The 24145-nt window shown below is 69.1% G+C and carries 14 protein-coding genes; 4 read left to right on the plus strand and 10 right to left on the minus strand.

Features of this window, described 5'->3' with window-relative positions; translation table 11 throughout:
- Positions 1-28 precede the first annotated feature (28 nt).
- From DDF67_RS11755 to DDF67_RS11770, 4 genes are all read right to left on the minus strand, one after another.
- Complete coding sequence (locus tag DDF67_RS11755; protein ID WP_109101085.1) at positions 29-1558, minus strand: tryptophan halogenase family protein; 1530 nt, start codon at positions 1556-1558, stop codon at positions 29-31.
- Positions 1555-3072 (minus strand): tryptophan 7-halogenase, encoded by a 1518-nt coding sequence (locus DDF67_RS11760; RefSeq protein WP_109101086.1) that lies wholly within the window; start codon positions 3070-3072, stop codon positions 1555-1557. The genes DDF67_RS11755 and DDF67_RS11760 overlap by 4 nt, the downstream gene beginning before the upstream one ends.
- Positions 3069-4601, minus strand: coding sequence for a tryptophan halogenase family protein (locus DDF67_RS11765; protein ID WP_109101087.1), 1533 nt, complete (start codon positions 4599-4601; stop codon positions 3069-3071). Before DDF67_RS11765 ends, DDF67_RS11760 begins: the two co-directional genes overlap by 4 nt.
- Before the next feature lie 93 nt (positions 4602-4694).
- On the minus strand, positions 4695-8063 hold the full coding sequence (locus DDF67_RS11770) for a TonB-dependent receptor (RefSeq protein ID WP_158278039.1): 3369 nt from the start codon (positions 8061-8063) through the stop codon (positions 4695-4697).
- Positions 8064-8379: 316 nt separating this feature from the next.
- Between DDF67_RS11770 and DDF67_RS11775 the strand changes: the two genes are divergently transcribed.
- The gene (locus DDF67_RS11775; protein WP_233247626.1) at positions 8380-9396 is read left to right on the plus strand and encodes a cupin-like domain-containing protein; all 1017 of its coding nucleotides are present in this window, start codon (positions 8380-8382) and stop codon (positions 9394-9396) included.
- Here DDF67_RS11775 and DDF67_RS11780 read toward each other — a convergent pair.
- Positions 9393-10382: a cellulase family glycosylhydrolase gene (locus tag DDF67_RS11780; protein WP_109101089.1), complete on the minus strand. Its 990-nt coding sequence runs from the start codon at positions 10380-10382 to the stop codon at positions 9393-9395. The genes DDF67_RS11775 and DDF67_RS11780 overlap by 4 nt on opposite strands.
- A 155-nt stretch (positions 10383-10537) precedes the next feature.
- Between DDF67_RS11780 and DDF67_RS11785 the strand changes: the two genes are divergently transcribed.
- Both DDF67_RS11785 and DDF67_RS11790 read left to right on the plus strand, forming a co-directional pair.
- Positions 10538-11749 (plus strand): ROK family transcriptional regulator, encoded by a 1212-nt coding sequence (locus tag DDF67_RS11785; protein ID WP_109101090.1) that lies wholly within the window; start codon positions 10538-10540, stop codon positions 11747-11749.
- A gap of 5 nt (positions 11750-11754) precedes the next feature.
- A complete protein-coding gene (locus DDF67_RS11790) occupies positions 11755-12066 on the plus strand; it encodes a DUF1244 domain-containing protein (protein ID WP_109101091.1) in 312 nt (103 codons plus the stop codon).
- Here the strand turns inward: DDF67_RS11790 and DDF67_RS11795 are convergent.
- The 5 genes from DDF67_RS11795 to DDF67_RS11815 form a co-directional block, all read right to left on the minus strand.
- A complete protein-coding gene (locus DDF67_RS11795; protein WP_109101092.1) occupies positions 12063-15488 on the minus strand; it encodes a glycosyl hydrolase 2 galactose-binding domain-containing protein in 3426 nt (1141 codons plus the stop codon). The genes DDF67_RS11790 and DDF67_RS11795 overlap by 4 nt on opposite strands.
- Before the next feature lie 51 nt (positions 15489-15539).
- Complete coding sequence (locus DDF67_RS11800) at positions 15540-17021, minus strand: carboxylesterase/lipase family protein (RefSeq protein WP_109101093.1); 1482 nt, start codon at positions 17019-17021, stop codon at positions 15540-15542.
- Between the two features lie 6 nt (positions 17022-17027).
- Positions 17028-17951, minus strand: a complete 924-nt coding sequence (locus tag DDF67_RS11805) for an ROK family protein (RefSeq protein ID WP_109101094.1) — start codon at positions 17949-17951, stop codon at positions 17028-17030.
- A 122-nt stretch (positions 17952-18073) separates the two neighbouring features.
- Complete coding sequence (locus DDF67_RS11810) at positions 18074-19264, minus strand: glycoside hydrolase family 27 protein (protein WP_109101095.1); 1191 nt, start codon at positions 19262-19264, stop codon at positions 18074-18076.
- Between the two features lie 313 nt (positions 19265-19577).
- A complete protein-coding gene (locus tag DDF67_RS11815; protein ID WP_109101096.1) occupies positions 19578-21593 on the minus strand; it encodes a TonB-dependent receptor in 2016 nt (671 codons plus the stop codon).
- Between the two features lie 168 nt (positions 21594-21761).
- On the opposite strand from DDF67_RS11815, the gene DDF67_RS11820 reads away from it, so the two are divergent.
- A complete protein-coding gene (locus DDF67_RS11820) occupies positions 21762-23822 on the plus strand; it encodes a phytase (RefSeq protein WP_109101097.1) in 2061 nt (686 codons plus the stop codon).
- Positions 23823-24145 lie beyond the last annotated feature (323 nt).

Below are 24145 nucleotides of genomic sequence, written 5' to 3' on the forward strand. Positions count from 1 at the left end.
ATACCAATTTCAAGTATGGTCGGACCAATCAGACTGAGGCCGACGTGGCGGCGCGGGCGGCCAGACCTAGAAGGCCCGCCTTTTCAAGGTAGACGCCGTGCGGCGGCAGGCTCGCCGCGCGCTCCTGGATCGCCGCCCGGATACGGCCCAGACGCAGGCTAAGCTCCTCGGGCGAGATATTGTCGGCCACAGCGTGATAGTCGTTCGGCATCAGGCCCTGGCCCGCAAGGATGGCGAACCAGTTGGTCTCCTTGAAGAGCTCCCTCTGGTCGACCAGCACCTCGCCGCGCGCGCGGAAGACCTCCAGCCGCTGGTTCAGGCTGTCGGGCGGAACCATGGCCTGGCACCAGCGCCAGAACTCGGTGTCGTCGCGCTCGGTGACCTTGTAGTGGGCGATGATGAAGTCGCGGACCTGCTCGTACTCCAGCGCCATCTCGCGATTGAACTTGTCGACCACCCAAGGATCTAAGCCGGCCTTCGGAAACAGTGTCAGCAGCTTGGCTATGGCGGCCTGGACCAGATGGATGCTGGTCGACTCCAGCGGCTCCAGGAAGCCGCTCGACAGGCCGATAGCCAGCACATTGCCGATCCAGCTCCTGCGCCGGCGGCCGGCGGTGAACTTCAGGACCTTCGCATCGGCCAGGGCCGCGCCATCGAGCCGCTCGCCCAGCAGGCGCACGGCCTCGTCCTCGCCGATGAAGGCGTCGCTGAACACATAGCCGTTGCCGCTGCGATGCTGCAGAGGGATCCGCCATTGCCAGCCGGCCTCGCGGGCGGTGGCGCGGGTGTAGGGCGTCAGCTCGCCGGCCCGCTCGCAGGGCACGGCGGCGGCGCGGTTGCAGGGCAGCCAGCGGCTCCAGTCGTCGTAGCCCGCGCCCAGGGTCTCCTCGATCAGCAGCCCCCGGAAACCCGAGCAGTCGACGAAAAAGTCGCCGGCGATCGTCCTGCCGTCATCCAGCACCAGCCGCGAGACATGGCCGCTTTCACCGTCCCGCTCGACGGTCGCGATCCGTCCCTCGACACGGACGGCGCCCCTGGCCTCGGCGTAGCGGCGCAGGAAGGCCGCATAGAGCGCCGCGTCGAACTGGAAGGCGTAGTTGATCTTGGGCAGGTTCGGAGCGGGCGGCGTGCGCATGAACCGGCCGCTCGCCGCCGCCAGGGTCTCGGCGTTGAAAGCGCCATGGTCCCAGTCGCCGCTCTGCCGCGCCCAGCGCAGCCAGAAGTGCTGGAAACCCACCCCGTCCATGTCAGCGCCGTAGAGGCCGAACGGATGGAAATAGCGATGGCCCAGACGCCGCCAGTCGACGAATTCAATGCCCAGCTTGAACGTAGCGTTGGTCTCGCGGATGAAGACGTCCTCATCCAGACCCAGCACCTTGTTGAACAGCAGGATCATCGGGATGGTGGCCTCCCCCACCCCGACCGTGCCGATCTGCTCGGACTCGACCAGGGTGATCGAGTAGCGCTGCGTTCCGACCGTCTGGGCCAGCGCCGCGGCGGTCATCCAGCCGGCCGTGCCGCCCCCGACGACAACGATGTTGCGGATGGGTCCGCTCACGTGAACCGCAGGGGCGCGGGCGCCGATGCGGCCGGGCGCGACGCCAGGGACGCGAGCCTTGCCTCCAGCGGCCGCATCCGGCCGACGTCGGCGGCGATGCGGCCCAGGATGTTCTGAAAGATCTGGATCTGCTCGGCCTCGGCAACGCCCTCGGCCAGTGGATCATGGGCCTGCGGGATCAGGCCATGACCGATAAGGCAGGCCGCCCAGTTGGCGGGCTGGAACGCCTCGTCCTCGCGGGCCGGCACGACGCCGCGCGCGCCGAACAGGCGCAGCCGATAGGCAAGCTCGGCCGGCGGCTCGCTTTCGCGGACGGCCTCCCACGGCGCGCCGGCTCGACGGTTCAGGTTATAGTGCATGGCCTGGAAGTCGCGCAGTCCACGTCCCTGGGCGGCCAGCGCCGCGCCATAGGCCCGCGCCTCGGGGGCCTCGGCCCCGCCGCCGGCGTCGGCCGGGAACAGCGACACCAGGTGCGAAAGACCGGCCTGGAAGGCGTGCATGGGCGCGGCGTCGGAGGGATCGAGCGCGATCGCGGCCGCCCCCAGCGCCACGCAGTTGCCGATCCACGGCCGCGTCTGCATGCCCGGTCGCAGAGCCTGCGCCTCGCCCTGCCGCCAGCCCAGCGGCGAGACGCCCTCGGCGCGGCGCGCCATCAGCCCGGCGTCAGCGGTCCGGGAGTCGTAGACCGCCAGCCCGGCCGTACGGTCCTGCAACGGGTACAGCCCGATCCAGCCGCCCTCGACGGCCTCGATATGGGCGTAGGCCGGGAGGGTCTTCAGGCGTTGTCCGGCCAGCGGCAGCACCCTGTCGAACGGCAGCCATCGGGCCCAGGATTCGAAGGCCGCGCCGGGCATCTGGCCGATCAGCGCCCCGTCGCCGACATCGACGAAGAGATCGCCGGCGATACGCGCGCCGCTCTCCAGAACGACCGCGTCGATCCGCTCGCCCGACCGCTCGATATCCGCCAGCGCCCCCTGCTCGACAGTGACGCCGTCAACCAGGGCGCGCTGGCGCAGCAGCGTCGCATAGGCGGCGGCGTCGACATGCAGGCCGGCGCCTGGCGAGGACAGCCGCCCAGGATCGTCACCCTCCACGATGCGCCCCTGCTTGGCGGCGGCCGCGCCCAGCGAGAAGTCCTCCAGCGCGGTCTTCAGGCCGCGCTTGCGGGCCAGCACCCAGTGATGGACGAAATCGACATAGTCCACCGCATGGCCGTGGGTGTCGTACGGGTGCAGGAAGGCAGATCCGTCCCCGGAGAAGCCGGCGAACCGCTGCCCGAGCGAGGGAACCGCCCCGCAGCGTCGCGACAGCTCGACCTCCGACAGGCCCAGCAACTGATGCAGGTTGCCCATGGCCGGCAGGCCCGCGTGCGACAACCCAGGCGTCGGCGGCGCGGTCTCGACGGCGAGTACGGCGAGACCCCCGGCCCCGAACGCCTTGCGAAGCGCCAGGGTCGCAAGCCAGAGCGGCGCGCCAGCCCCGGCCACCACGACGGTCCGCACGGGCCGGCTCATGCCATGATCTCCGCGACCGGACGTTCGGTAATGGCGCAGTGTCGCGCGATGAAGTCCGCATGGCTCGGCATGGCCGGAACCCGCCGGGCGATGACCGCCTGTTGCCGCTCCATCTCGGCCAGGGCCTGAGGCAGGGGCACGTTGTCGGCCATGCGGTCGTAGCCTCCGGGCAGGACGCCCTGCCCCAGCAGCACCGAGATCCAGCTCGGCTGGGCGAACAGGCCGTCACGATGGTTGGGCGCGACGCCGCGATGCCGGAACAGCTCCAGCTTTTCCCGCAGGCTCTCGGGGATCTCCATCTCGCGACAGTGCTTCCACAATTCGCCGTCGGTGCGGGTGTTGGCGTGGTAGTGCAGGATCAGGAAGTCGCGCACCCGGTCGTATTCCATGTCGACCCGGCGGTTGAAGTCCTCGACCAAGGCCGGCTCCACCCGCTTGCCGGGGAACAGCTTGAGCAGGTTCATCACCGCCACCTGCACCAGGTAGATGCTGGTCGACTCCAACGGTTCGAGGAAGCCGCTCGCCAGGCCCGCGGCCATCACGTTGCGGGTCCACGAGGCCGTGCGGCGGCCGGCCTTGAAACGGATCTGTCGCGGCTCGGCCAGGGCCTCGCCGTCGAGGTTGGCCATCAGGACCGACGCAGCCTCGTCGTCGCTGATGTAGCGGCTGGAATAGACGTAGCCGTTGCCGGTGCGGTGCTGCAGCGGAATCCGCCACTGCCAACCGGCCTCGCGGGCGGTCGAGCGGGTGAAGGGCGTGAAGCGATCGGCGCGAGCGCAGGGCACGGCCCAGGCCCGGTCGCACGGCAGCCAGTCGGTCCACTCCTCGAACGGGCTCTCCAGGGTCTGGCCGATCAGCAGGCCGCGAAAGCCCGTGCAGTCCACGAAGAAGTCGCCCTTGACCACCTCGCCCGAGGCCAGGGTGATCGAGGCGACGTCACCGGAAAGCGGGTCGCGCGTAACGTCGACGACCTTGCCTTCCGTGCGCTTCAGCCCCCTGCCCTCGGCCACCGTGCGCAGGTATCGGGCATAGAGGCTGGCGTCGAAGTGGTAGGCGTAGCTGTAGGTGGAATCGATCCTGTCGGGATCGGGATTGGGAAACTCGAACCGGTCGGCCCGCGCCGCGGCGATGGCGTAGGAGAACTGCTCGATATCGAAGTGGTGGCCCGCCAGCCGCGCCCTGTTCCAGTGATGGTGGAAGCCCGCGCCGCCGATCGCCGCGCCGTGCACGCCGAAGGGATGGTGGTAGGACGAGCCCTTGAAGCCCCAGTCGAGGAACTCGATGCCGAGTTTGAACGTGCCGTTCGTCTCGCGCATCATTTCGACCTCGTCGATGCCGACGAAGCGGTTGTAGTCGCGCATGGCCGGGATGGTGGCCTCGCCCACGCCGACGGTGGCGATCTCGTCGGACTCCACCAGCCGAACCCGCGCCTGGTGCGGACGCAGGCCGCTGACCAGCGCCGTCGCCATCATCCAGCCGGCCGTACCCCCGCCGACGATGACGATATCCAAGGGCGTGCTTGTTTCCATGCCGCCGTTCCACCCCGTTGTCGGGCTCCGCGAGCGGTCCCGTATTCTCGTGACGAAGGGACGGACCACTGGCCCGCCCCTTCTCAGGATCGATCAGTACTTGAACCGGAACGTCAACAGATAACGCTTGTCGGTGCGGTTCCAGGCGTTGTCCTTCAGGAGCCCCCCGGCCGACGCGTCGTTGACCTGCTGCTTGAGCACGGACTCGGTGTTCAGCAGGTTGCTGCCTTGCAGGCTGATCTCCAGGTTGTCGCTGGCCCGATAGCGGATCGACGCGTCGAGATAGCCGGCGTCGTCCTGCCAGATCGGGAAGGCCAGGCAGCAGTCCATGGCCGTCAGCAGATATTTCGAGCGCCAGTTGTAGGCCGCCCGCACCGCCCAGCGGCCTTTCTCGTACATGCCCACCAGATTGTAGGCGTACTTCGACAGGCCTTCGAGCGAGTCCACCTGCACCGCCCCGTCGGCTTGGCTGAGGCCGCCGCCGCTGGTGTTGGAGCCGCCGCCCCCCGAGGCGTTGCTCAGGTTGCTGTTGGTGATGCCCTTGTTGGAAACATAGGTGAAGTTGGCCTGGATCCCGAGACCGTCGAACGGCGCGGGCAGGAAGTCGAAGTAGCGCTGGTAGGCCACTTCGGCGCCGCGGATCTTGGCCCCGTCGCCGTTGACCGGACCGCGCGTCAGCACCGTGCGGGTGACGCCGTTGACCGTGACCTCCTGGTTGAAGCCGCCGTACTGGATGTAGTCGTTGAACTTCTTGTAGAAGACCGCCAGCGAGAACGAGCCTACATCGGCGAAGTAGTGCTCGAGGCTGAGGTCGATCTGGTCGGCCGTCATCGGCTTCAGGTAGGGATTATAGGACTCCGCCGTGTAGCGGATGTTGACCCCGGTGATGTTGCCTGCGCTGTCCTTGACCCACAGAGGGTCATTGACGTTGTTCATGTCGGGCCCGGCCATGTTCACCTGAACATAGTTCTTCAGGTAGCCGATATCGGGACGCGACATAGCCCGCGACGCGGCCAGGCGCAGCTGCCACTCGTCGTTCAGATCGATCTTCAGATTGAAGCTGGGCAGCCAGTTGTGGTGCTTCTGTCGAACGCTGCTGGACGAGGCCAGGCCATCGGTGAACGCCTTGTCTTCGGCCGACAGGTAGCACCACAGGCTCTGGGGCACGTAGGCGCCGGTGACTGGCAAGCCATCGGGGCCGAGCGGGCGTCCGCGCGGTTGACAGACCCGGGGATCAATCTTGTTGAAATCGGCGTGGACCAGCGAGCCGGCGCTTTCGTTGGTGGTGCCAACGTAGCGGAGGCCGATGTTGCCGCTGACCCCGAAGCCGCCGATCGTGTGGTCGCGCCCGCCGAACTTCAGCATCACATAGGCGGCGTTGGTCTTTTCGGAGACCTCGGTGATTTCCTGCGGCAGGAAGCAGTTGGTCTCGCCCGGGCGGTAGCAGACCGCCTCCCAGCGCGATGAGCCCACGCCGGTGTTGGAATAGCCGAAGGCCTTCTGGAATTTCTCCAGGTCCTTAACGAAGTCCATGCTGGCGAAGGTCAGCATGCCCGACTTCAGGACGTCGCCGCTGAAGATGTCGTTGAACGACCGCACGTCCGGCAGGTTGCGATCCCAGCCGCTGAAGGTGGTCGTGGCGTTGCCGGTGGCGCAGTCGCCGTTGACGTTTGAGGCCGGCGCGGTGCGGTCGACGTTGTACCAGAGGTAGTCGGTGCTGTTGACGCCGCCGCCGCCCTGGTCGCAGCCCCAGGCGTTGGCGATGCCGCCCCAGTTGTAGACGCTCCAGCGGACGGTCTGTTCGCGATCGGCGTGACGCGCGCCGGCCTTCAGCGAGTCCAGCCAGCCGTCGCCCAGGTCGTACTGCACGTCGATCCGCGCGGCGAACTGGTCGCCTTCGCTGCGCTCCAGGTGGTTGTTGACGTTGTTGAAGCGCCAGGCGTTCGGATTGGCGAGGCCGCCAGGGGCGTAGTTGATGTTGGTGCCCGGCAGCACGGTCATCACCGGGTGGTCGCCCGTCGCGTCGATATTGAGGTTGGCGTAGGAAACCAGGCCCACATCGGCGTCGTAGTTCGACAGCTTGGCCTTCACCTTCTGGACGTCGAAGTTGAAGCGCAGGCGATCGGTCGGATCCCACTTCAGATTGAAGGCCAGATCCTGGGTCGTCTGCTTGTTGTAGTTGTAGCGGGTGGTCGCCGACAACTCGCCGCCGCGCTGCTCGGGCGCGCAGTCGGTACGGCCGGTCCAGCCATAGCAGGGCTCGATGACCGGCTGGCCCGTCGAGGTCTGGCCGATCAGGTAGCCGGCCCAGTCGTTGTTGGCCGAGGTGGTGTTACCGACCCAGCCCAGCGGCGAGGTCATGATCCCGCTCTCGAAGTTGCCCTCGTCGTCGAACTTGAAGGTCGTGCCCGGCGCCGGCAGCACGTAGGTGTTGGCGTCGGCGTTGGTGATCTCGAAGTGCGGGCCGCGGTTGTAGAGGCTGAAGGCGCTGCCCTGCACCGAGCGCTCGTGCCAGATGTTCTCGTAGCTCGACTTGTTGAACTGCACCGTGGCCAGGAACTTCCGGTCGTTGTCGCGCCACTGGCCGGCGGCGGCGACGCCGTTGCGGGTGCGGTCGAACTCGGTGTGGGCCAGGCGATACCAGGCCGGGATGTATTTCGTGCCGCCACCGAACATGGTGACGTCCTTGAAGATACCCATGCGGCCGAACTGCGAGCTCTCCGAGATGGTGTTCAGCTCGGAATGGGCGCCGTTCACCATCAGGCCGAACTCGCCGATCTCGGTGTCCCAGCGGTTGGCGTAGATGGCCGAAACCTCTGGCGTCACCTGCTCGGACAGGGTGCCGTAGTTCAGCGAAGTGGTGATGCCGATCACCCTGCCAGCGCTGTCGAACGGCAGGCGCGTCTTCAGGTCGACGGTGCCGGCGATGCCGCCCTCGATCAGCTCGGCAGTCTGGTTCTTGTAGGTGTCGACCCCGCCCATCAGTTCGGGCGAGACGTCGCCCCACGACAGGCCGCGCGAGGAGTTGGCGCTGAAGGTGTCGCGGCCGTTGAACTCCGAACGGACCTGCGAAAGGCCGCGCACGATGACGCCCGAGGGCTCGGCCGAGAAGTGGGTGGTGTCGCTTGTCGAGGCGTAGCGGTTGACGGTGACGCCGGGCACGCGCTGCAGGGCCTCGGCGACCGACTTGTCGGGGAACGAGCCGATGTCGGAGGCGGTGATGGAGTCGACGATGGTGTCGGCGCTGCGCTTGATCTGCTGAGCCGATTTCAGCGCCGCGCGCTGGCCGGTGACGATCACCGTCTCGACCTGATTGTCGGCGATCACGTCCGACGGCGAGGCCTGCGAGGCGGCCGGAGCGGTCGACACCGTCTCCTGCGCCAGGGCCGGCGCCGCGCTCAGCAAGGCCGCGACCGAGGCGCAGCCCATCCATCCGGCCATGCGGATTCGCGTGGTTCTCATAGGTCGTCCCCTCCCGAGACCGCGCGTGCGCGGCCCTTCCAGTGTCCGGATCATGAGTCCGGAAATGAGCGGTCGTGCCGCCGATTATGCGGGAAGCCTTGGCCAGGCGTCCTGGCGTCGCGCTTCCTCCCGTCGCGCCCGTCTCGACGCGGGCGCTTGATGTTTCATAACCGTAGCAAACACCGGTACGCCAGCATTTTATAAAAATATTTTGTTTAATCCTGGAGCCTTGCCAACCGCTGTTGCCTGACGGACACAATCACCCTTCGGTACGCCCCGTTCGAAGGGTGACGACCTTCGAGGGGGAGGACGCCAGGTGCAGGAAATCCGCGAATCCACGGCCGCCTCGCCTGAGGCGCTGGCCATGCTGACGAGCGCCGCCGAGCCGGTGGTTATCCGCGGCCTGGTCTCCCACTGGCCGGTTGTCGCGGCGGGCCGCACGGGACATGCGGCGCTGTTCGATTACCTGTCGCGGTTCGACGCCGGCCAGTCGGTCGCCACCGTCTTCGCTCCGGCCGAAGCCGGCGGGCGGTTCTTCTATGACGACGACCTGACCGGCATGAACTTCAAGACCGGCCGGGCTCGCCTGAAGAAGACCTTCGACTTCCTGGCCGAGCACGCCCAGGACGCCGAACAGACGGCCCTGGCCGCCCAGTCGGCGCCGGCCTGGAACGCCCTGCCGGGCTTTGCCGAGGACAATCCGTTCCCCCTGCTCGGCCCCGAGATCGAGCCGCGGGTATGGATCGGCAACAGGGTGATCGTCGCCGCCCACCACGATCCGTTCGAAAACATCGCCTGCGTAGTCGCTGGCCGACGACGCTTCACGCTGTTCCCGCCAGATCAGGTCGAAAACCTCTACATGGGGCCGTTCGAGCGCACCCCGGCCGGGGCGACCATCAGCATGGTCTCGTTCGAGGATCCGGACCTCGACCGCTTCCCTCGCTTCGCCCAGGCGCTCGAGAGCGCGCAGTCGGCCGAGTTGGAGCCGGGCGATGCGATCTACGTGCCCTATCTGTGGTGGCACCACGTACGCTCGCTTGAGACGGTCAACATGCTGGTGAACTACTGGTGGAACCCGCCCAACCAGGGACGGGGCCTGGCCCGCGACGCCTTCATGCACGCCATGCTGACCCTGCGCGCCCTGCCCCCGGCCCACCGCCAGGCGTGGAAGGCGATGTTCGACCACTACGTCTTCCGCACCGAGGGCGACGCCGCCGACCATCTTCCGATCCATGCCAAAGGCATCCTCGGCGACCTCGACGAGACGGCGGGCAAGGCGTTGCTGACCATCCTGTCGCGTGTGCTGGCCGAATCCGCCGCCAAGCGCTCCTAGCGGCAGGCGGTGAAGACCCGCGAGCGGCGGCTGGTCTGGCCCACGCCGCCCGGACCGTCGAAGAAACGCCGCCCCCAGGGCGTCAGCCGGCGCCCATCGAAACGCTCGACGAGGTCGAGATCAGCGACCTCCGGCGCATTGCCCGACCAAGACCAGGCAAGGTAGCCGACCCTCATCTCGCTGGAGAGCCGGAATATAGCCTCCTCGTCCACCGGTTCGCCCCGATGGTCGGGCCCGAACTCGCCGACGATCAATGGCAGGCGCGCCGCCTCGAAGGCCTTCAGATAGACCTCCACCGCGCCCGCCTCGCCGTAAGCCTCGTACATGTGAACGTCGAAGACCAGGTTGCGCAGCGGGTCCGCGGCGAACAGTTCTGCCGCCTTGTCGCGCATGGTTCCCGAGCGGTCCTGGCCGTAGTCGTGGGCGTCGATCACCAGGGCATGGCGCAGGCCCAGAGCGCGCAGCGCGACGATGGCGGTGCGATGCGCCTCCAGCCACTGTATCGGCGTGACGGTCCCCGCCGTCGGCTCGTTGCCGATGTTGACCACGACGAAGTCCTCCTGGCCGCGAAGGACAGGCGCAAGCCTCGTCCAATAGGCCAGAGCCGAACCGATATGCGCGGCCTTGGGGTCCAGGCCGTAACCTGTGGTGTCGTGCACCTCCAGGATCACGACCTGACCGGCGCGGCGGGCCTGCGTGAGAATTCGCCGCACGGCCATCGGCGAGGTGCGTCGCCAGCGCGTACCATCGCTCAGCACCACGCGGACGGCGTTGGAGCCCAGCGAAGCAGACTCGCGTATGGCCTTGGCGGTGGCGCGTGGCTTCCAGGCGTGAGGCAGGTTAACGCCCCGCGCCACGAAGGCGTCGCCGCACGCATCGACCAGCTTGCCGTCGCGCACGGAGAAACCGGCGAAGGCGGGCGTGGCGGCGAGGATCGAGACGCAGGTAAGGCCAGCGGCCAGCTTTCGCGCGACGTTCGCCACCATCAATGCCCCCGTTCAGGCCAACGACCCTGGCGGTGGCGTCCGGCTGGCGCAAGGGATAAAAGAAAGCAACTTTCATTATTCGAAGACGCCGCCATGTCGGATCGCCGACACCGGCCTTTCGCGTCTCGCGTCGCAGGTGCTAAGCCAGGGCACAGATGAGCCAGTCGTCCAAAAGCCCCGCCCGCAAGACCTCGCAAGCTGGTCCCAGCCTGTCCGGCACGAATCTGGAGCGAGCCGGCGACTACAACCAGCGGGTCACGCTGCAGTCGATCCGCATCGGCGGCGCCAAGACCAAGCCCGAGATCGCGGCCCTGACCGGACTGACCGTGCCGGCCATCACCAACATCACCAAGCGTCTACTGGACGACGGCCTGATCGTCGAGGCCGGCAAGCTGCACGGCGGGCGCGGCCAACCGGCCATGACCCTGGCGGTCAATCCGGACGGCTGCTTCTCGATCGGCCTCAATATCGACCGCGATCACGTCACCATCCTGCTGCTCGACTTCGCCGGCCAGGTGCGGGCGCGCTCGACCTGGGAAGTCGCCTTCGCCGGGCCCGACGCCGTGGCCGAGTTCTTCGAAGCCAACTGGAAGGCCTTCCTCAAGACCAAGGGCGTCGAGGCCGAGCGGATCATCGGCGTTGGCGTGGCCATGCCCGACGACATGGCGCGGGTCGACCTGCCCCACCGTCCGGAGGAGTACGGCGCCTGGAACAGCGTCGACGTGCGCGAGCTGCTGTCGCGCCGCCATGACCTGCCGGTGACCGTCGAGAACGACGCCGCCGCCGCCGCGCTTGGCGAACTGCATTTCGGCCACGGCATGAACGCGCCGAGCTTCTTCTACGTGCTGGTCACTTCGGGCCTGGGCGGCGGCCTGGTGGTCGAGGGCGAGTACTTCCGAGGCGCACAGGGACGCAGCGGCGAACTCGGTTTCCTTCCGGTGACGTCTCCGCGCATCGACGTGGCCACGCTGCAGGAGGCGGTGTCGCTTTCGGCGCTGGCCCAGTTCCTGGAGAACAATGGTTTCTCCATCGCCGCGCCCAGCGACTTAGAGACCCTGCCACAGAAGGGCCTGGAGGCCGTCGAGGCCTGGATCGACCTGGCCGCCGACCTGCTGACCGGGCCGGCCGTCGCGATCAGTTGCCTGATCAACCCGCAGGCCGTCTATATCGGCGGCCGCCTGCCAGAGAGCCTGGTCGACCGCTTGGCCGCGGCGCTGGAGGTCAAGCTGGCCGGCGTGCCGGGCGTGCCCACCCTGGCCCCTGTGCAACGCGCGGCCCTGGCCGCCGACGCGCCCGCCATGGGCGCGGCCATCCTGCCGATCATCGAACGCCTGCTGCCCTCGCGCGCGGCCCTACAGAAGACCTGAAAGCCATGACTGTCGAAATCGACGACCGCCTCGCCGCCGCCGCCTTCCGCCGCCTGGTCGAGCACCTGCGGATGCGGACTGACGCCCAGAACGTCGACCTGATGGGCCTGGCCGGCTTCTGCCGCAACTGCCTGGCCGACTGGGTCAGCGAGGCCTCCGAAGGCGCGCTCGACAAGGATCAGGCCCGCGAGGCGATCTACGGCATGCCGCAGTCCGAGTGGAAGGCCAAGCACCAGGCGCCGGCCTCGCCCGAGCAGCTGGCCCGTATGGAAACCAGCGTCGCCCTGAACAAAAAGCTGCGCGACGGGCGCGGCTAAGGCGCCGCCGCCGCCCTGGGCTTCACGTTCCAGCCGCGCAGGGCGACCCTGGCCGCTCTACCGGCCTTAGCGGGATACCGGATCTCGACCGTCCGCGCCTCGCCCGGAAGAAGCGACACGTAGTTGTCCGAATAGTAGGCCGGCAGAATCCGGGCGCCCTTGGCGTCGACCAAGGTCAGCTTGGCGTTCAGGGCCGGAGCCGAACCAGCATTGGCCAATTCGACGGCCAACACCGCCTCGCCGTTGGTGGTCTCGCGGCCGGTGACCGACAGGGTCACCGGTTGGGCCGACATCTCCGCCAGCCGCCGCTCGCCCACGTCGTCGGCGCCGACCCAGTAGAGGTTGCGCGACAACACCGCGCCGTCGGCGGCCGTCAGGTCGAGCCGCACCACTGCCGCCTCCCCTGCCTTCAGCCCCAGATCCAGCGTCCGTCCCGGCGTCACGGCGTTGGCGGCCGCCTCCACCGCGTCGGTCTGGTCGCTCAGCACCTTGCCCGACAGGTCGAGCACCCGCGTCCGCAGCTTCGCCCCCGCCACCGGCGCGGTCGTGTTGTTGACCACCGCCAGCGCGTGGTCGGCCAGGCTCATCTGCACGTGGACGCGCTCGGCCGCGACCTTGGTTCCGTAGAAGGCGCCGTGGGTGTCGTAGTCGTGGCTGAGGATCTGCCACATGGTCGAGGGCCAGGCCGGCTGGGTCATCCAGAGCAGACGACCCGACGACCTGGTCCAGAGCTCCTGGTTCATGCCCTCAAAGATCGCCCGGTGGGTCTCGTAGTTCATCAGCTGGGCCTTGCGCTCGAAGTCCTCGAGGCTGGCCGGCGGGCCGAGCTTGCGGGCCATGGCGTCGGTGAAGGTCCTGGTCGCGCCGTTACCCGTGGGGTGCCAGTCGTGATAGGCCCAGCTGTCGCTGATCGGCCAGCGGTCGGGCGCGGGAACGGCGGCCGAGAACGCCTCCAGGGTAGGGAATGACGGCGTGCCGACCTCGACCGAGAAGCCCTTGGCGTGCTCGGTGAAATAGGTCTCGGGCTCACGGTAGTTGTAGGGACCGCTGTTCTGCAGGTTCACGCGGTTGGAGCTGCCAGTGTACCAGCGCGTGCCGTCCAACTCATGGACCAGCGCCTCCAGCCCCTCGTTGAGGATCGGCTGCGGCACGCCCTCGTTGCGGCCGAACCACAGGGCGATCGAAGGATGGTTGCGATAGCGGGCGATCACGTCGGCGGCGTTGTTCAGAAACAGCGGCACGTCCTGGGGTTCGAGCTGATAGTCCTGGGTCGAGGCCCAGAAATCGTTGAGCACCAGCAGGCCGTACTCGTCGGCCAGGTCGTAGAACGGCTCCTCGGTGTTCTGGCCCACCCAATTGCGGATGGTGTTGAGGCCCGCCTCCTTGTGCAGGCGGAAATAGGGCTCCAGGCGTTCGCGCTCGATCCGCTTGCGCCAGTCGTCCGTACCCCAGTTGCCGCCGCGCGCGGCGATCTTCACGCCGTTGACCTTCAGCACCAGATGGGGCGAGAGACCCGTCTCGGGCGCATCGCGCACCGCCGGCGAGGTCTCCCCCTGGACGGTCAGCGAGGTCGCCCAGCCGTCGACCACCCTGCGGATGCCCTCGTGGCTGCCGTCGGTGACGTCCTGCCCCAACTGCCGCGCCTTGGCGAAATCGACCTCAACGCGGCGCAGATGGCCTGCCGGGTTCATCAGCGACAGTTCGTAGGTGATCTGGCGGATGCCGAACCGCAGGCGCTTCTCGTCCGAGGCCCGGCCGTCGACGGCGGCGGTCAGCGTCAGGTCGTGCAGAGCCTGCTCGCCGTAGCCGTTGGGCCACCAGAGCCTGGGGCTGGCGATGGCGAGTTGCGGAAACTCGGCCGGCGTCAGGCGCACCACCGACAATCCAGGCGGGACGGTGACCGTCTTGCTGACGGAAACGCCGTCAAAGGCCGCCGTCATCGTCGCCTGCACCGCTTGGTCGGACAGGTTTTCGACGGGTGCGACGATCTCGATCTCGGCGAGACTGTTGTCCGGCTTGGGAAGCGTCGTGACCACCTGTGGATCGCCCAGGCGCGCATCGCCGGAGGCCTCAAGCATGACGTCCTGCCACAGGCCCGTATTGCGGTCGCGGACGCTGGGAATCCAGTCCCAGCCCTCGCTGGCCACGAAGGTGGGGCCGTCCAGGGCCATCATGCCGCCGTTCTCGCCGACGCCGGCGGTCAGGGATTCCTCGTGCGCCAGGCCCGGGTGCGGCGGCGGCGAGACCCGCACCGCCAGTACGTTGCCGGCCGGTTTCAGCTTGCCCGCCACATCGAAGCGGCCACGCACGAAGGCGCCCCTCATGTCGCCCAGCCTTTCGCCGTTCAGCCACACCTCGGCGGCGTAGTTGACACCCTTGAAAGTCAGCCTCGGGCGCTTGCCGGCGACGGCGGCGGGAGCGTCGAAGGTGGTCCGATACCAGTACGCCTGCCTGTTCAAGCTCTCTGGGATCGCGGTGTTGTTGAGGCCGTAGTCAGGGTCGGGATAGACGCCACGATCCACCAGCGTGGTCAGTACCGTGCCCGGCACGGTGGCGGCGTACCAGGCCTTGGCGTCGAAGCCGGCCGATGAGATCGTCGAACCGTCACCCGTGACCTTTGGCGCCTCGACCAGGCTCCAGCGTTTCAGCGTCCAGGCGCCGGGGCCGGCCTCGACCAGGGCAGGACCGGCATAGGGCGGCTTGGCGAGGGGCGCCGAGATCGCGCCCTTGCCCTGCGGCCGGGTCCAGGCCTCTTGAGGCGCCGTCTGGCCTGCCTGCTGGCGCACCTGCACCGGCCAGGTCGGGCTGCCCGTCTCGAACACGGTCAGCGGATCGGGCCGGGCGGCGGACAGGGCGCGAACCGCGTCGACCGACAGGGCGCGGGCCTCGGCGCGGAAGCCGGCCACCTGGCCTGCGAACGGCGTGAAGCCGGCGGCCTTGCGCGGCCCCAGAGCGACAAGCGCGGGGGTTGCGGCGGCCGGCGCGCTTCCCTGCCCGACGGGCTTGCCGTCGACATAGAGGACGACCTTGGCGCCGTCCGAGACGGCGGCGACGAAGCGCCACTCGCCCAGCCTGGGGGCGTCGCCGCCCTTAGTCAGCGCTCCGGCGGCGACGGCCGCGAAGCCCTCCGGTCCGACCGCCAGGAAGCGACCGCTGGCAGGATCGCCGATCCCGGCGGCCAGGGCCTGGCCGGACGGCGGCTCGGAGACCTTGATCCAGGCCGACAGCGTCCATGGCGCGCCGGCCGGCAGGGTCTGGCCTTCGCTCGCTCCGGCGAGAGGGCGCGACAGGCCATCGCCCCCGGCCGGGAACTCGGCGTTGTAGGGTCCCCAGGTCTGGGCGACGGCGACGGAGGCCAGCAGGGCCAGGGCGCATCCGGCCAGCAGGGCCGGCTTCGTGGCGGACTTCGAGCGGGTCTTCATTTCCGTTTCCTCCTCCGCGTGCGGTCTGGTCGCCGCTTGTGCATCTTGTGTCTAGGGCCGGGTCAGGAACCGGCAGGCCGGTTCGCCGCCCTGCTCCGCCCTCGGCCCGTCCGGGGCGAAGACGAGGCGGCGGCCGGCGCCGTTCTCGGCCGGCCAGGGCGGCAGGCCGGATGCGTTGGGATCACCGGTGTGGGCGAAGGCGGCCCAATAGGCCTGCATTGGCGGCCGGCCCTCGGCGGGGCTGTCGAAGACGTTGGTCAGTTCCGAGCCGTGGCCGACGACAGCCTGCCCCGGCGGCGGGACCGCCAGTTCATAGCGCCATACCTTGCCGCCTGCCTGCTGGCGCAGGGCGGCGACAGAGACGGCCGGACAGCGGAACATGCGGTCCGTGGCCAGTTGCAGCACCGCGTCGCCGCGCAACGGGTCGGCGGCTGGAAGCGGGTCGCGATCAAGGCCATAGAGCGCCAGCAGTTGCGGAGCCCGCGCCCCGAAGGTGTCGCGCACCCAGGCGATCGCCCGCTCAGCGTTCCCATCGAACAGGGCGATCTCGCGAGCGCTGGAGCCGACGATCATCGGCTTCACCGCCGGATCGGCCAGCAGGACGTCGGGCGCCTTGGGCAGCACGACGCCGTCGATCACCGCCTGGGTCCAGATGAAGCCCTGGTCGTCGATCGGGGCCTTCAGGTGCTCGGCCGCCTTCAACAGGTCCGTCCCGGCAATCTCGCGCAGCTGCGCCAGCGACCGGGCGCCGACGCCCTCGCCCAGACTGAGGCCCATCGCCTCGTTCTGCTTCAGGCTACGCGGCGCAAAGCCGAAGCCCGGCATGCCGCTCTGCAAAATGCCGCGCGCAAACAGGCCCCTGGCCTGCGGACTGAGCATGACTAGGCCAACGTCCTGTCCGCCGGCCGAATGGCCAAACAGGGTGACGTTGTCAGGATCACCGCCCACCGCCGCGATGTTGTCGCGCACCCACCGCAGCGCGGCGAGGATGTCCATCAGGGCATAGTTGCCCGACGCCCCGCCCTGCTCCTGCGTCAAGTCCGGATGCGACAGGAAGCCCAGGACGCCCAGGCGGTACTGCACGCTGACCAGCACCACGCCCTGGTCGACCAGGGCCGACTCCACCGTGCCTGCGCCGGATCCTGCGTGGTTGGCCCCGCCATGCACCCAGACCATGACCGGCAGCCGTGCTCCAGGCTCATGCCTGGGCGCCCGGACATCGAGATAGAGGCAGTCCTCGCTGGACCGCGCGGCGTCGGCGGCGTTCCAGCCTCGCGAGATCTGCAGGCAGGCGGGACCAGACTTCAGGGCGGTCCGATCGCCGGTCCAGGCCGGCGGCGGTTGCGGCGCCTTCCAACGCAGATGGCCGACCGGCGGGCGGGCGAAGGGAACGCCCAGAAAGGCCTCGCTCCCGTCCCTCCGCTGCTCGCCGATCAAAACCCCGGAGCGGGTGGAAATACGGATGGGCTCGGCCAAGGCGCCGCCGGCCAGCGCTGTCAGGACGGCGACGATGAGGAAGCGCGCCAGCCCCATGGTCTGTCAGGCCGCGACGTCGCCGGCCCAGTCGGCCAGGCTCCACAGGCGCGCGGCTCCCCGTACGCCCGAGGAGTCGCCCCAGCGGGCCTTGGCGATCCGGCTCTCCCAGCGATCCGTGAAGACATGCGGCGCGACCAGGGCCGGCAGGCGCTCGTACAGCAGTTCGACATTGGACATGCCGCCGCCCAGCACAAAGACGTCCGGATCGGCGATGTCGGCGATCACCGCCAGGCCTCTGGCCAAACGGTCGAGATAGCGATCCAGCGCGCTCTGGGCGATCGGATCGCCCGCAGCCGCGGCCTCGACGATGGCCGCGCCGCTGAGGTCGGCCCCGCCGTGCTCGCGAAAATCGCGGCGGAAGCCCGTGCCTGAGATCCAGGTCTCCAGGCAGCCGTGGCGGCCGCACCAGCATTGCGGACCGGGGCTCTCCTCGGCCCTGGGCCAGGGCAGAGGCACATGACCCCATTCGCCGCCGACGCCGTTGGCGCCCTCGATCAGCTTGCCGTCGACCACGAGGCCGCCGCCGCAGCCGGTGCCTATGATCACCGCGAAGGTCACCCGCGCGCCGGCCGCCGCGCCGTCGACGGATTCCGACAGGGCCAGGCAGTTGGCGTCGTTGGCGAGACGAATGGGCCGTTCGAGCGTGGCTTCCAGGTCTTCCCGGAAGCGCCGGCCGTTCAAATAGATGGTGTTGGCGTTGCGGATCAGGCCGGTGCGCGGCGAGATCGAGCCGGGCGCGCCGACGCCGACCGAGCCCCGTCCACCGACAGCCTGCTCGGTTCGGTCCACGAGATCGCGCACCACGGTCAGCGCCGTCTCGTAGTCGCCTGGCGTGGCGGCGCGCAGGGTCGACAGCACGCGCCCCTCCGGCGACAGGGCCGCCGCCTCGATCTTGGTGCCGCCGAAATCGATCCCGATCTGGATCACTCGAAACTCCTTCGCCGCCTCCGGATCAACCGGACGCCGCAACCTCCAGCGAGCGAGGCTTACCGTGGGTCCGCCGTGCACGCCAGAATAAAAAAAGCCTTTTTACTTATTCGTACTACAAGTCAGGGCGTGACCTTGAGCATGACAACGTCATGGGGCGCGACCTGCGCCTCGTAGCCGATCTTGCGTATGCCCAGGTCCTTGGCGGCCCACAGGTCGCGGACCCTGGCCGGCAGGGTTCGCGGATAGTCGAGCATCGCCCAGTCGACACGGATGCTGGCCGGGGCCTGGCCCCTGTTCAGTAGAACGACCGCCCTGCCGCCGCCTTGCAGCGGTCTGGCCCAGACCTCCAGGTCGCCCTGCTTGGACACCCGCCTCGCCTGGGCGCCGAGCGGGTCCTGATCGACGGCGATGACCTCCTTGTTGGTCAGGATGGCCTTGGTGTCGGCGTCCATGTGGCCGATGTCGTTGCCGGCGATCAGCGGCGCGGCCAGCATGGCCCAGAGGCTGAAGTGCGATCGGTATTCCTCGGTGGTCATGCCGCCGTTGCCGACCTCCAGCATGTCCGGATCGTTCCAGTGGCCGGGCCTGGCGAACGGATAAAGCTCGACCTGCTTGTCGAGGATGTTCATGACGCCCAGGCTGTAGCCCTTCACGCCTTCCCAGGCGTCGTAGATATCTCCGGTGGTGCGCCAGAGGTTTCCGACTGACGCGCCCCAGGTCCAGGGCCTGGAATTGCCCCACTCGCAGATCGAGAAGACGATGTCCCTGCCCGAGGCCTGCAGGGCGGCCGACATGATGTAGTAGGACGAAGGCGCGTCCTGCGTGCCGGCCATGCACCAGTCGTACTTGAGATAGTCGACGCCCCAGGCGGCGTACTGGCGGGCGTCCTGGTATTCGTAGCCGCGGCTGCCGGGACGGCCGGCGCAGGTCTTCAGGCCGGCGTCGGAATAGATGCCGAACTTCAGGCCCTTGGAATGGATGTAGTCGCCCAGGGCCTTCATGCCGTTCGGGAAGCGCTTGGGATCGGGCTGGATATCGCCGCGCGCGTCGCGCTCGCCGTGCCAGCAGTCGTCGATGACGACGTAGTCGTAGCCGGCGTCCTTCATGCCCGAGGCGACCATGGCGTCGGCCATGCGCCGGATCAGGGTCTCGTCGACGTCGCAGCCGAACCTGTTCCAGCTGTTCCAGCCCATCGGCGGGGTGCGGGCCAAGCCGTTGTCGGGCAGAGGCGGCGGCGGATCGTCGGCCAGGGCCGATGTGGCGGCGACCAGCAGGGCGACGGCCGCCAGGGTCGGGACGAGGCGCTTCATGAAGCTCACGCTGGAGGGAGTGAAGAGAATGACGGCCCGCCGGTCCCTTGGCTCCCGCTTGCAGGAGTCTTGGGAAAGGCGCGGGTGAACCGGCGGACCGCGAGGCGACGAAGGCCTCAGTCGATCAGGCGGGGAGGAAGGCGTTTCGTGGACGCGAAGGCGCGTCGGGGCCGGGCCCGAAAGTCATGGTTTCCTCCCCCAAGTCCTGCACAGCGCCTTGGTGGCGCGGGCGGTTGGCTTGAAGCGGAGGTGATCACGGGCGGCGGTTCGCCGTCAATGGAATAAATAAATTTGCTTTTCTTTTTATCCGACTTCAGCGGACATAGACCACCCCCACCCGCAGGCTGCGGGGGGCGTCGTAGCTGGTGATCCCGTCGCCGGTGCGGCCGGTGGAGACCGCCGCGTCGAAGGCGTTGCGCAGGTCGATCTCCAGGCGTGTCGAGGCGCTGACGCTGTAGCGGGCCGACAGGTTAAGGGTGGTGGCGGCGGCCAGCCGGCGGGTGTTGAGGTCGTCATCGAAGCGCGCGCCCTCGTGGCGGGCGGCCAGGAACAGGCCCAGGCGCTCGCTGGCCCGCCACTCAAGACCCGCCGAGGCGGCCAGGCGCGGGGCCTGGGCCGGCCGCTTGCCGGTCAGCTGAGGAGCCTCGGATCCGCCGTCGACCTCGGCCTCCGTGGCCATCACCGCGCCGGTCAGCACTAGGCGCTCGCCAAGATCCGCGCGCCCCTCCAGTTCCACCCCGACGGCGTCGATGCGGCCGACGTTCTGGCGCTGGCGCAGCACGCCGCCAGCCGGGATGAAGCCGGCGGTCGGGAAGATCGCCGGCCCCTGGCCGATCGTGACGTTGGCCACCGGATCCTGCAACCGGTTGATGAACAGGGTGACCGAGACGCTGGCCCCCTCGCCTTCCAGCCCCGCCCCGGCCTCGACGCCGTACAGGCGCTCGGGCTTTAGGGCGGCATTGGCCTCAGTGACGTCGTTGCCGACCCTGAACGGCCGGTGCAGCTCGTTGAGGCTGGGCGGACGGAAGCCGGCGTAGGCGGCCGTGCGCACGAAGCCGAGGCCAAGATCGCGGCGCAGGCCGACGCGGCCGGTGGGCGTGGTCGTCGAGCGGCCGGCCGGGGTCTCGTCGAGGATCGCCGCGCCGGCCTGCAAGTCGAACTCGCGGCGGCGGGCGTCGAAGGCCCGCCAGTGGTCGAGACGCAGGTCGCCGGTGACCAGCCAGGGTCCGGCGGTCCAGCTGGCGTCGGCATAGGCGCCCAGGGTCGTGGTCTGGCCGCCGGCTTCGCGCAGGCGGGTGAACTGGCCGCTCATGTAGCGGAAACGCTCGTGGGTCTCGCCCTCGGCGGCGCGGAAGTCGGCGCCGATCTCCCATTCCAGAGGCCCGCGCACGCCGCGCAGGGCGGCGTTGAAGCCATAGCCGTAGGCGGGCGTCTCGAACTGGTCGTTGGCCGGGGTCGTGAAGGCCCGGCCAGCGCCCACGGCGACCGAGCGGTTCTGCAGGTCGCTGAGCAGCGTCCAGGCCTGCAGCCGCCAGCCGTTGCGGCCTTGGGCGGGCGATTGCGCAAGGGTCAGGCTGGCCTGGGCGCCGCGCGAGCGGGCGTCCGCGCCGACCAGGCCCGAGCGGCGGTTCTCGTCATAGACGGCGACGCGGGCGGCCATGGCGGGACCCGACGACAGGCGCGTATCGTAGCGCAGGGCCGCCGACCACGTGTCGAGCGCCAGCGCCTCGTCGGTCTCGCCGCGCCCCTCGCGCACCGGGGTCCAGCCGTCGGACCGCTCGGCCGTCACGCTGGCCAGCAGGCCGCCGCTGCCGGCGTTGACCGCCGCGCGGCGATAGCCCAGGCCGCCGGCCTCGACGCCCGCTTCCAGCACCGGCGCGCCGCCGTCGCGACCGACCAGGGCGACGACGCCGGTCAGGGCGCCGGCGCCATAGGCCTGGGCCCCGGCCCCGCGCACGAGGCGCACCGACTGGATGGTCTCGGCCGGCAGGCCGCTCCAGATCACCCAGCCGCCGAAGGGATCGTTCTGCGGCACGCCGTCCAGCGTGATCAGCGCCCGCCCGGCTCCGGACGGGGCGATGGCCCGCAGCGACAACCCTTGCGTGGTCGGATTGGCCGCCAGGCTGGAGGTGCGACGGAACAGCGATACGCCCGGCGCCCGCGCCAGCTGCTCGTCCAGCCGCGGCGAGCGCGCCCAGGCCGGATCGTCCAGAGTGGTGATGGCGAACGCCCCCTCCCCGGCTGACGGCGGCAAGCGCGCGCCGGTGACGACGACTTGCGAGACCGGAGCTTCAGGCGCGGGGGCGGTCTCGAGGGCGACGTCGAACATTGCGGCTCCGGATGGTTGAGAGTCGGCGCAGCCTATCGCCGCGCCGACGCAAGGGAACGCCCCTCCGGTGGAAAAGACCCGGCCGTCATCAATCCGTGTCGAAATCGTCGCATAAGCCCACGCGCGCGGCCGACCGGCCAGAACGCAGTTATCCGGGGGACAAGCCGCATGACCCATCTTCGCGCCAGCGCCGCCGTCGGCGTGCTCGCCTTCCTGCTCGGCCCTGGAGCGGCCCAGGCCCAACCCCCAAAGGCCCAGGCCCCACAGGCCCAAGCCCCGGCGGTCGCTCCGATCGTCTCGACCGCCCCCACCGCCGAGGGCGGCGCCAACGGCGTGGCGCTGATCCGCAATCCGGCTGCCCCGGAAAGGAGCCTCGTCGCCGCCACCGGCGAAGGCGGCGGGTTGGAGCTCTATGGCCTCGACGGCAGGAAGGTCGGCGCGATCGCCGGCGGCGAGGTCTATGGCGTCGACGTGCGCGAGCAGGACGGCAAGCCGCTGCTGGCGCTGCTGGACCGCAAGGGCGGGCGCCTGCGGCTGGCCTCGTATGATTTCGCCACCGGCCAGGCGACGAGCCTCGACGCCAAGCCGCTGGAGCTGGGCTATGCCGGCGAAGGCGTCTGCCTGCATCGCGGGGCCCGCGACGGGGCGCTCTACGCCTTCACCCTGGGCGTGGCCGGCCAGATGGACCAGTGGCTGCTGTTCCCCACCGCCGAAGGCAGGCTGGACGGACGCATCGTACGCCGCCTGCACCTGTCGTCCGAGGCCAAGTACTGCGTCAGCGACGACGCGACCGGAGCGCTCTACGTGGCCCAGGAGGCGGTCGGCATCTGGCGGTACGACGCCGATCCGGAGGCCGAGCCGGTTCCGACCCTGATCGACGCTACGCGCCTTGGCCAGATCGCCAGCGAGGTGGCGGGCCTGGCGCTGGTCGACGGCGGCCAGACGGCCCGCTTCCTGGTGGCCGCCAACGCCAGCGCCGGCGACTACCTGGTCTATGACCGCGCCCGGGACGACGCCTATGTGGGCGCCTTCCAGATCAAGGCCGGCGACCAGAACGCCGTCGAGAACCCCTCGGGCCTGTTCGCCCTGCGCAGCCCTCTTGGCGATCGCCTGCCGGCCGGGGCGCTGCTGGTGGCCGACGACCGCAAGGCCGATGCGAACATGAAGGTCGTCTCGTGGGCCGAGGTCGCCGCCGGCCTGAAGCTGGCGACCGGTGACGCCGCCGGCTCCAGGCCCGCCAAGGGCCTGCCCACCGTGCGGCCGACCATGGAGACCAAGCCCGTCGACCACGACGGCGACGCCGCCGACGACCCGGCGATCTGGGCCAATCCCGCCGATCCGGCCAGGAGCGCCATCATCGCCACCGACAAGAAGGGCGGCCTGCTGGTCTACGACCTGTCGGGCCAGCCGCTGCAGTACCTGGCCGACGGCAAGATGAACAATGTCGACTTGCGTTCGGGCTTCAAGCTCGGCGACCGCGAGACGGTCCTGGTGGCCGCTAGCGACCGCACCCACAAGTCGATAGCCCTCTATACGCTCGACCCGGCGACGCGGCAGCTGACCTCGGTCGCCGACGGGGTGCAGGCCACGGGCCTGTCGGACCCCTACGGCCTTTGCATGTATCGCGGCCGCAAGGGCGAGACCTATGTCTTCGTCGGCGACCCCGACGGCCTGGTGCGGCAGTGGAAGCTGGTCGCCCAGGCCAGTGGCAAGGTCCGCGCCGCGCCGGTGCGCGACGTCAAGTTCGACACCCAGACCGAGGGCTGCGTCGCCGACGACGAGACGGGCGCCCTGTACGTGGCCGAGGAGGATGTCGCCCTGTGGCGCCTGAGCGCCGAGCCGACGGACCGCAAGGCGCCCAAGGCGATCGACCGCGTGGCCTCCAACCCGGCCCTGAAGGACGACCTGGAAGGGATCGGTCTCTACCGGCAGGCGGGCGGCAATGGCTATCTGGTGGTCTCCAGCCAGGGCAACAACAGCTACGCCGTCTATCGCCGCGAGGGCGACAACGCCTATGTCGGCAGGTTCGCGGTGACCGCCGACGGGGCCAGGGGCATCGACGGGATCTCCGAAACCGACGGCCTGGACGTCACCAGCGCCTCGCTGGGCGCGGGCCTGGAAGACGGCGCCTTCGTCGCCCAAGACGGCCGCAACGTGTTCCCGCCGCAGCACCAGAACTTCAAGCTCGTGCCCTGGTCGGCGATCGCGGGGGCGCTGGGGCGGAAGTAGGATCGCCTGTCGGCAACCCCCTCCGGCCCGTCCTCAAGATGCTCCTCCTGACGGGGGAGCTGTCGCGGAGCGACTGAGGGGGAAATGATTGCTGCCGTTGCGGATGAACTGACCTCATCAGGAACTTCCCCCTCCGGCCCTTCATCCAGATGCTCCCCCTGAAGGGGGAGCTGTCGCGGAGCGACTGAGGGGGAAGGGATTCCCGCCTTTGGGGATGTGCTGAGCGCATCAGGAACTTCCCCCTCCGGCCCTTCGGGCCACCTCCCCCTTCAGGGGGAGGATCTTTGGGCGCGACTTCGCAGTCTCCCGCGCGATGGCGCGTT

Origin of the sequence: Caulobacter endophyticus, assembly GCF_003116815.1 — a bacterium.
Classification (GTDB): Bacteria; Pseudomonadota; Alphaproteobacteria; order Caulobacterales; family Caulobacteraceae; genus Caulobacter; species Caulobacter endophyticus.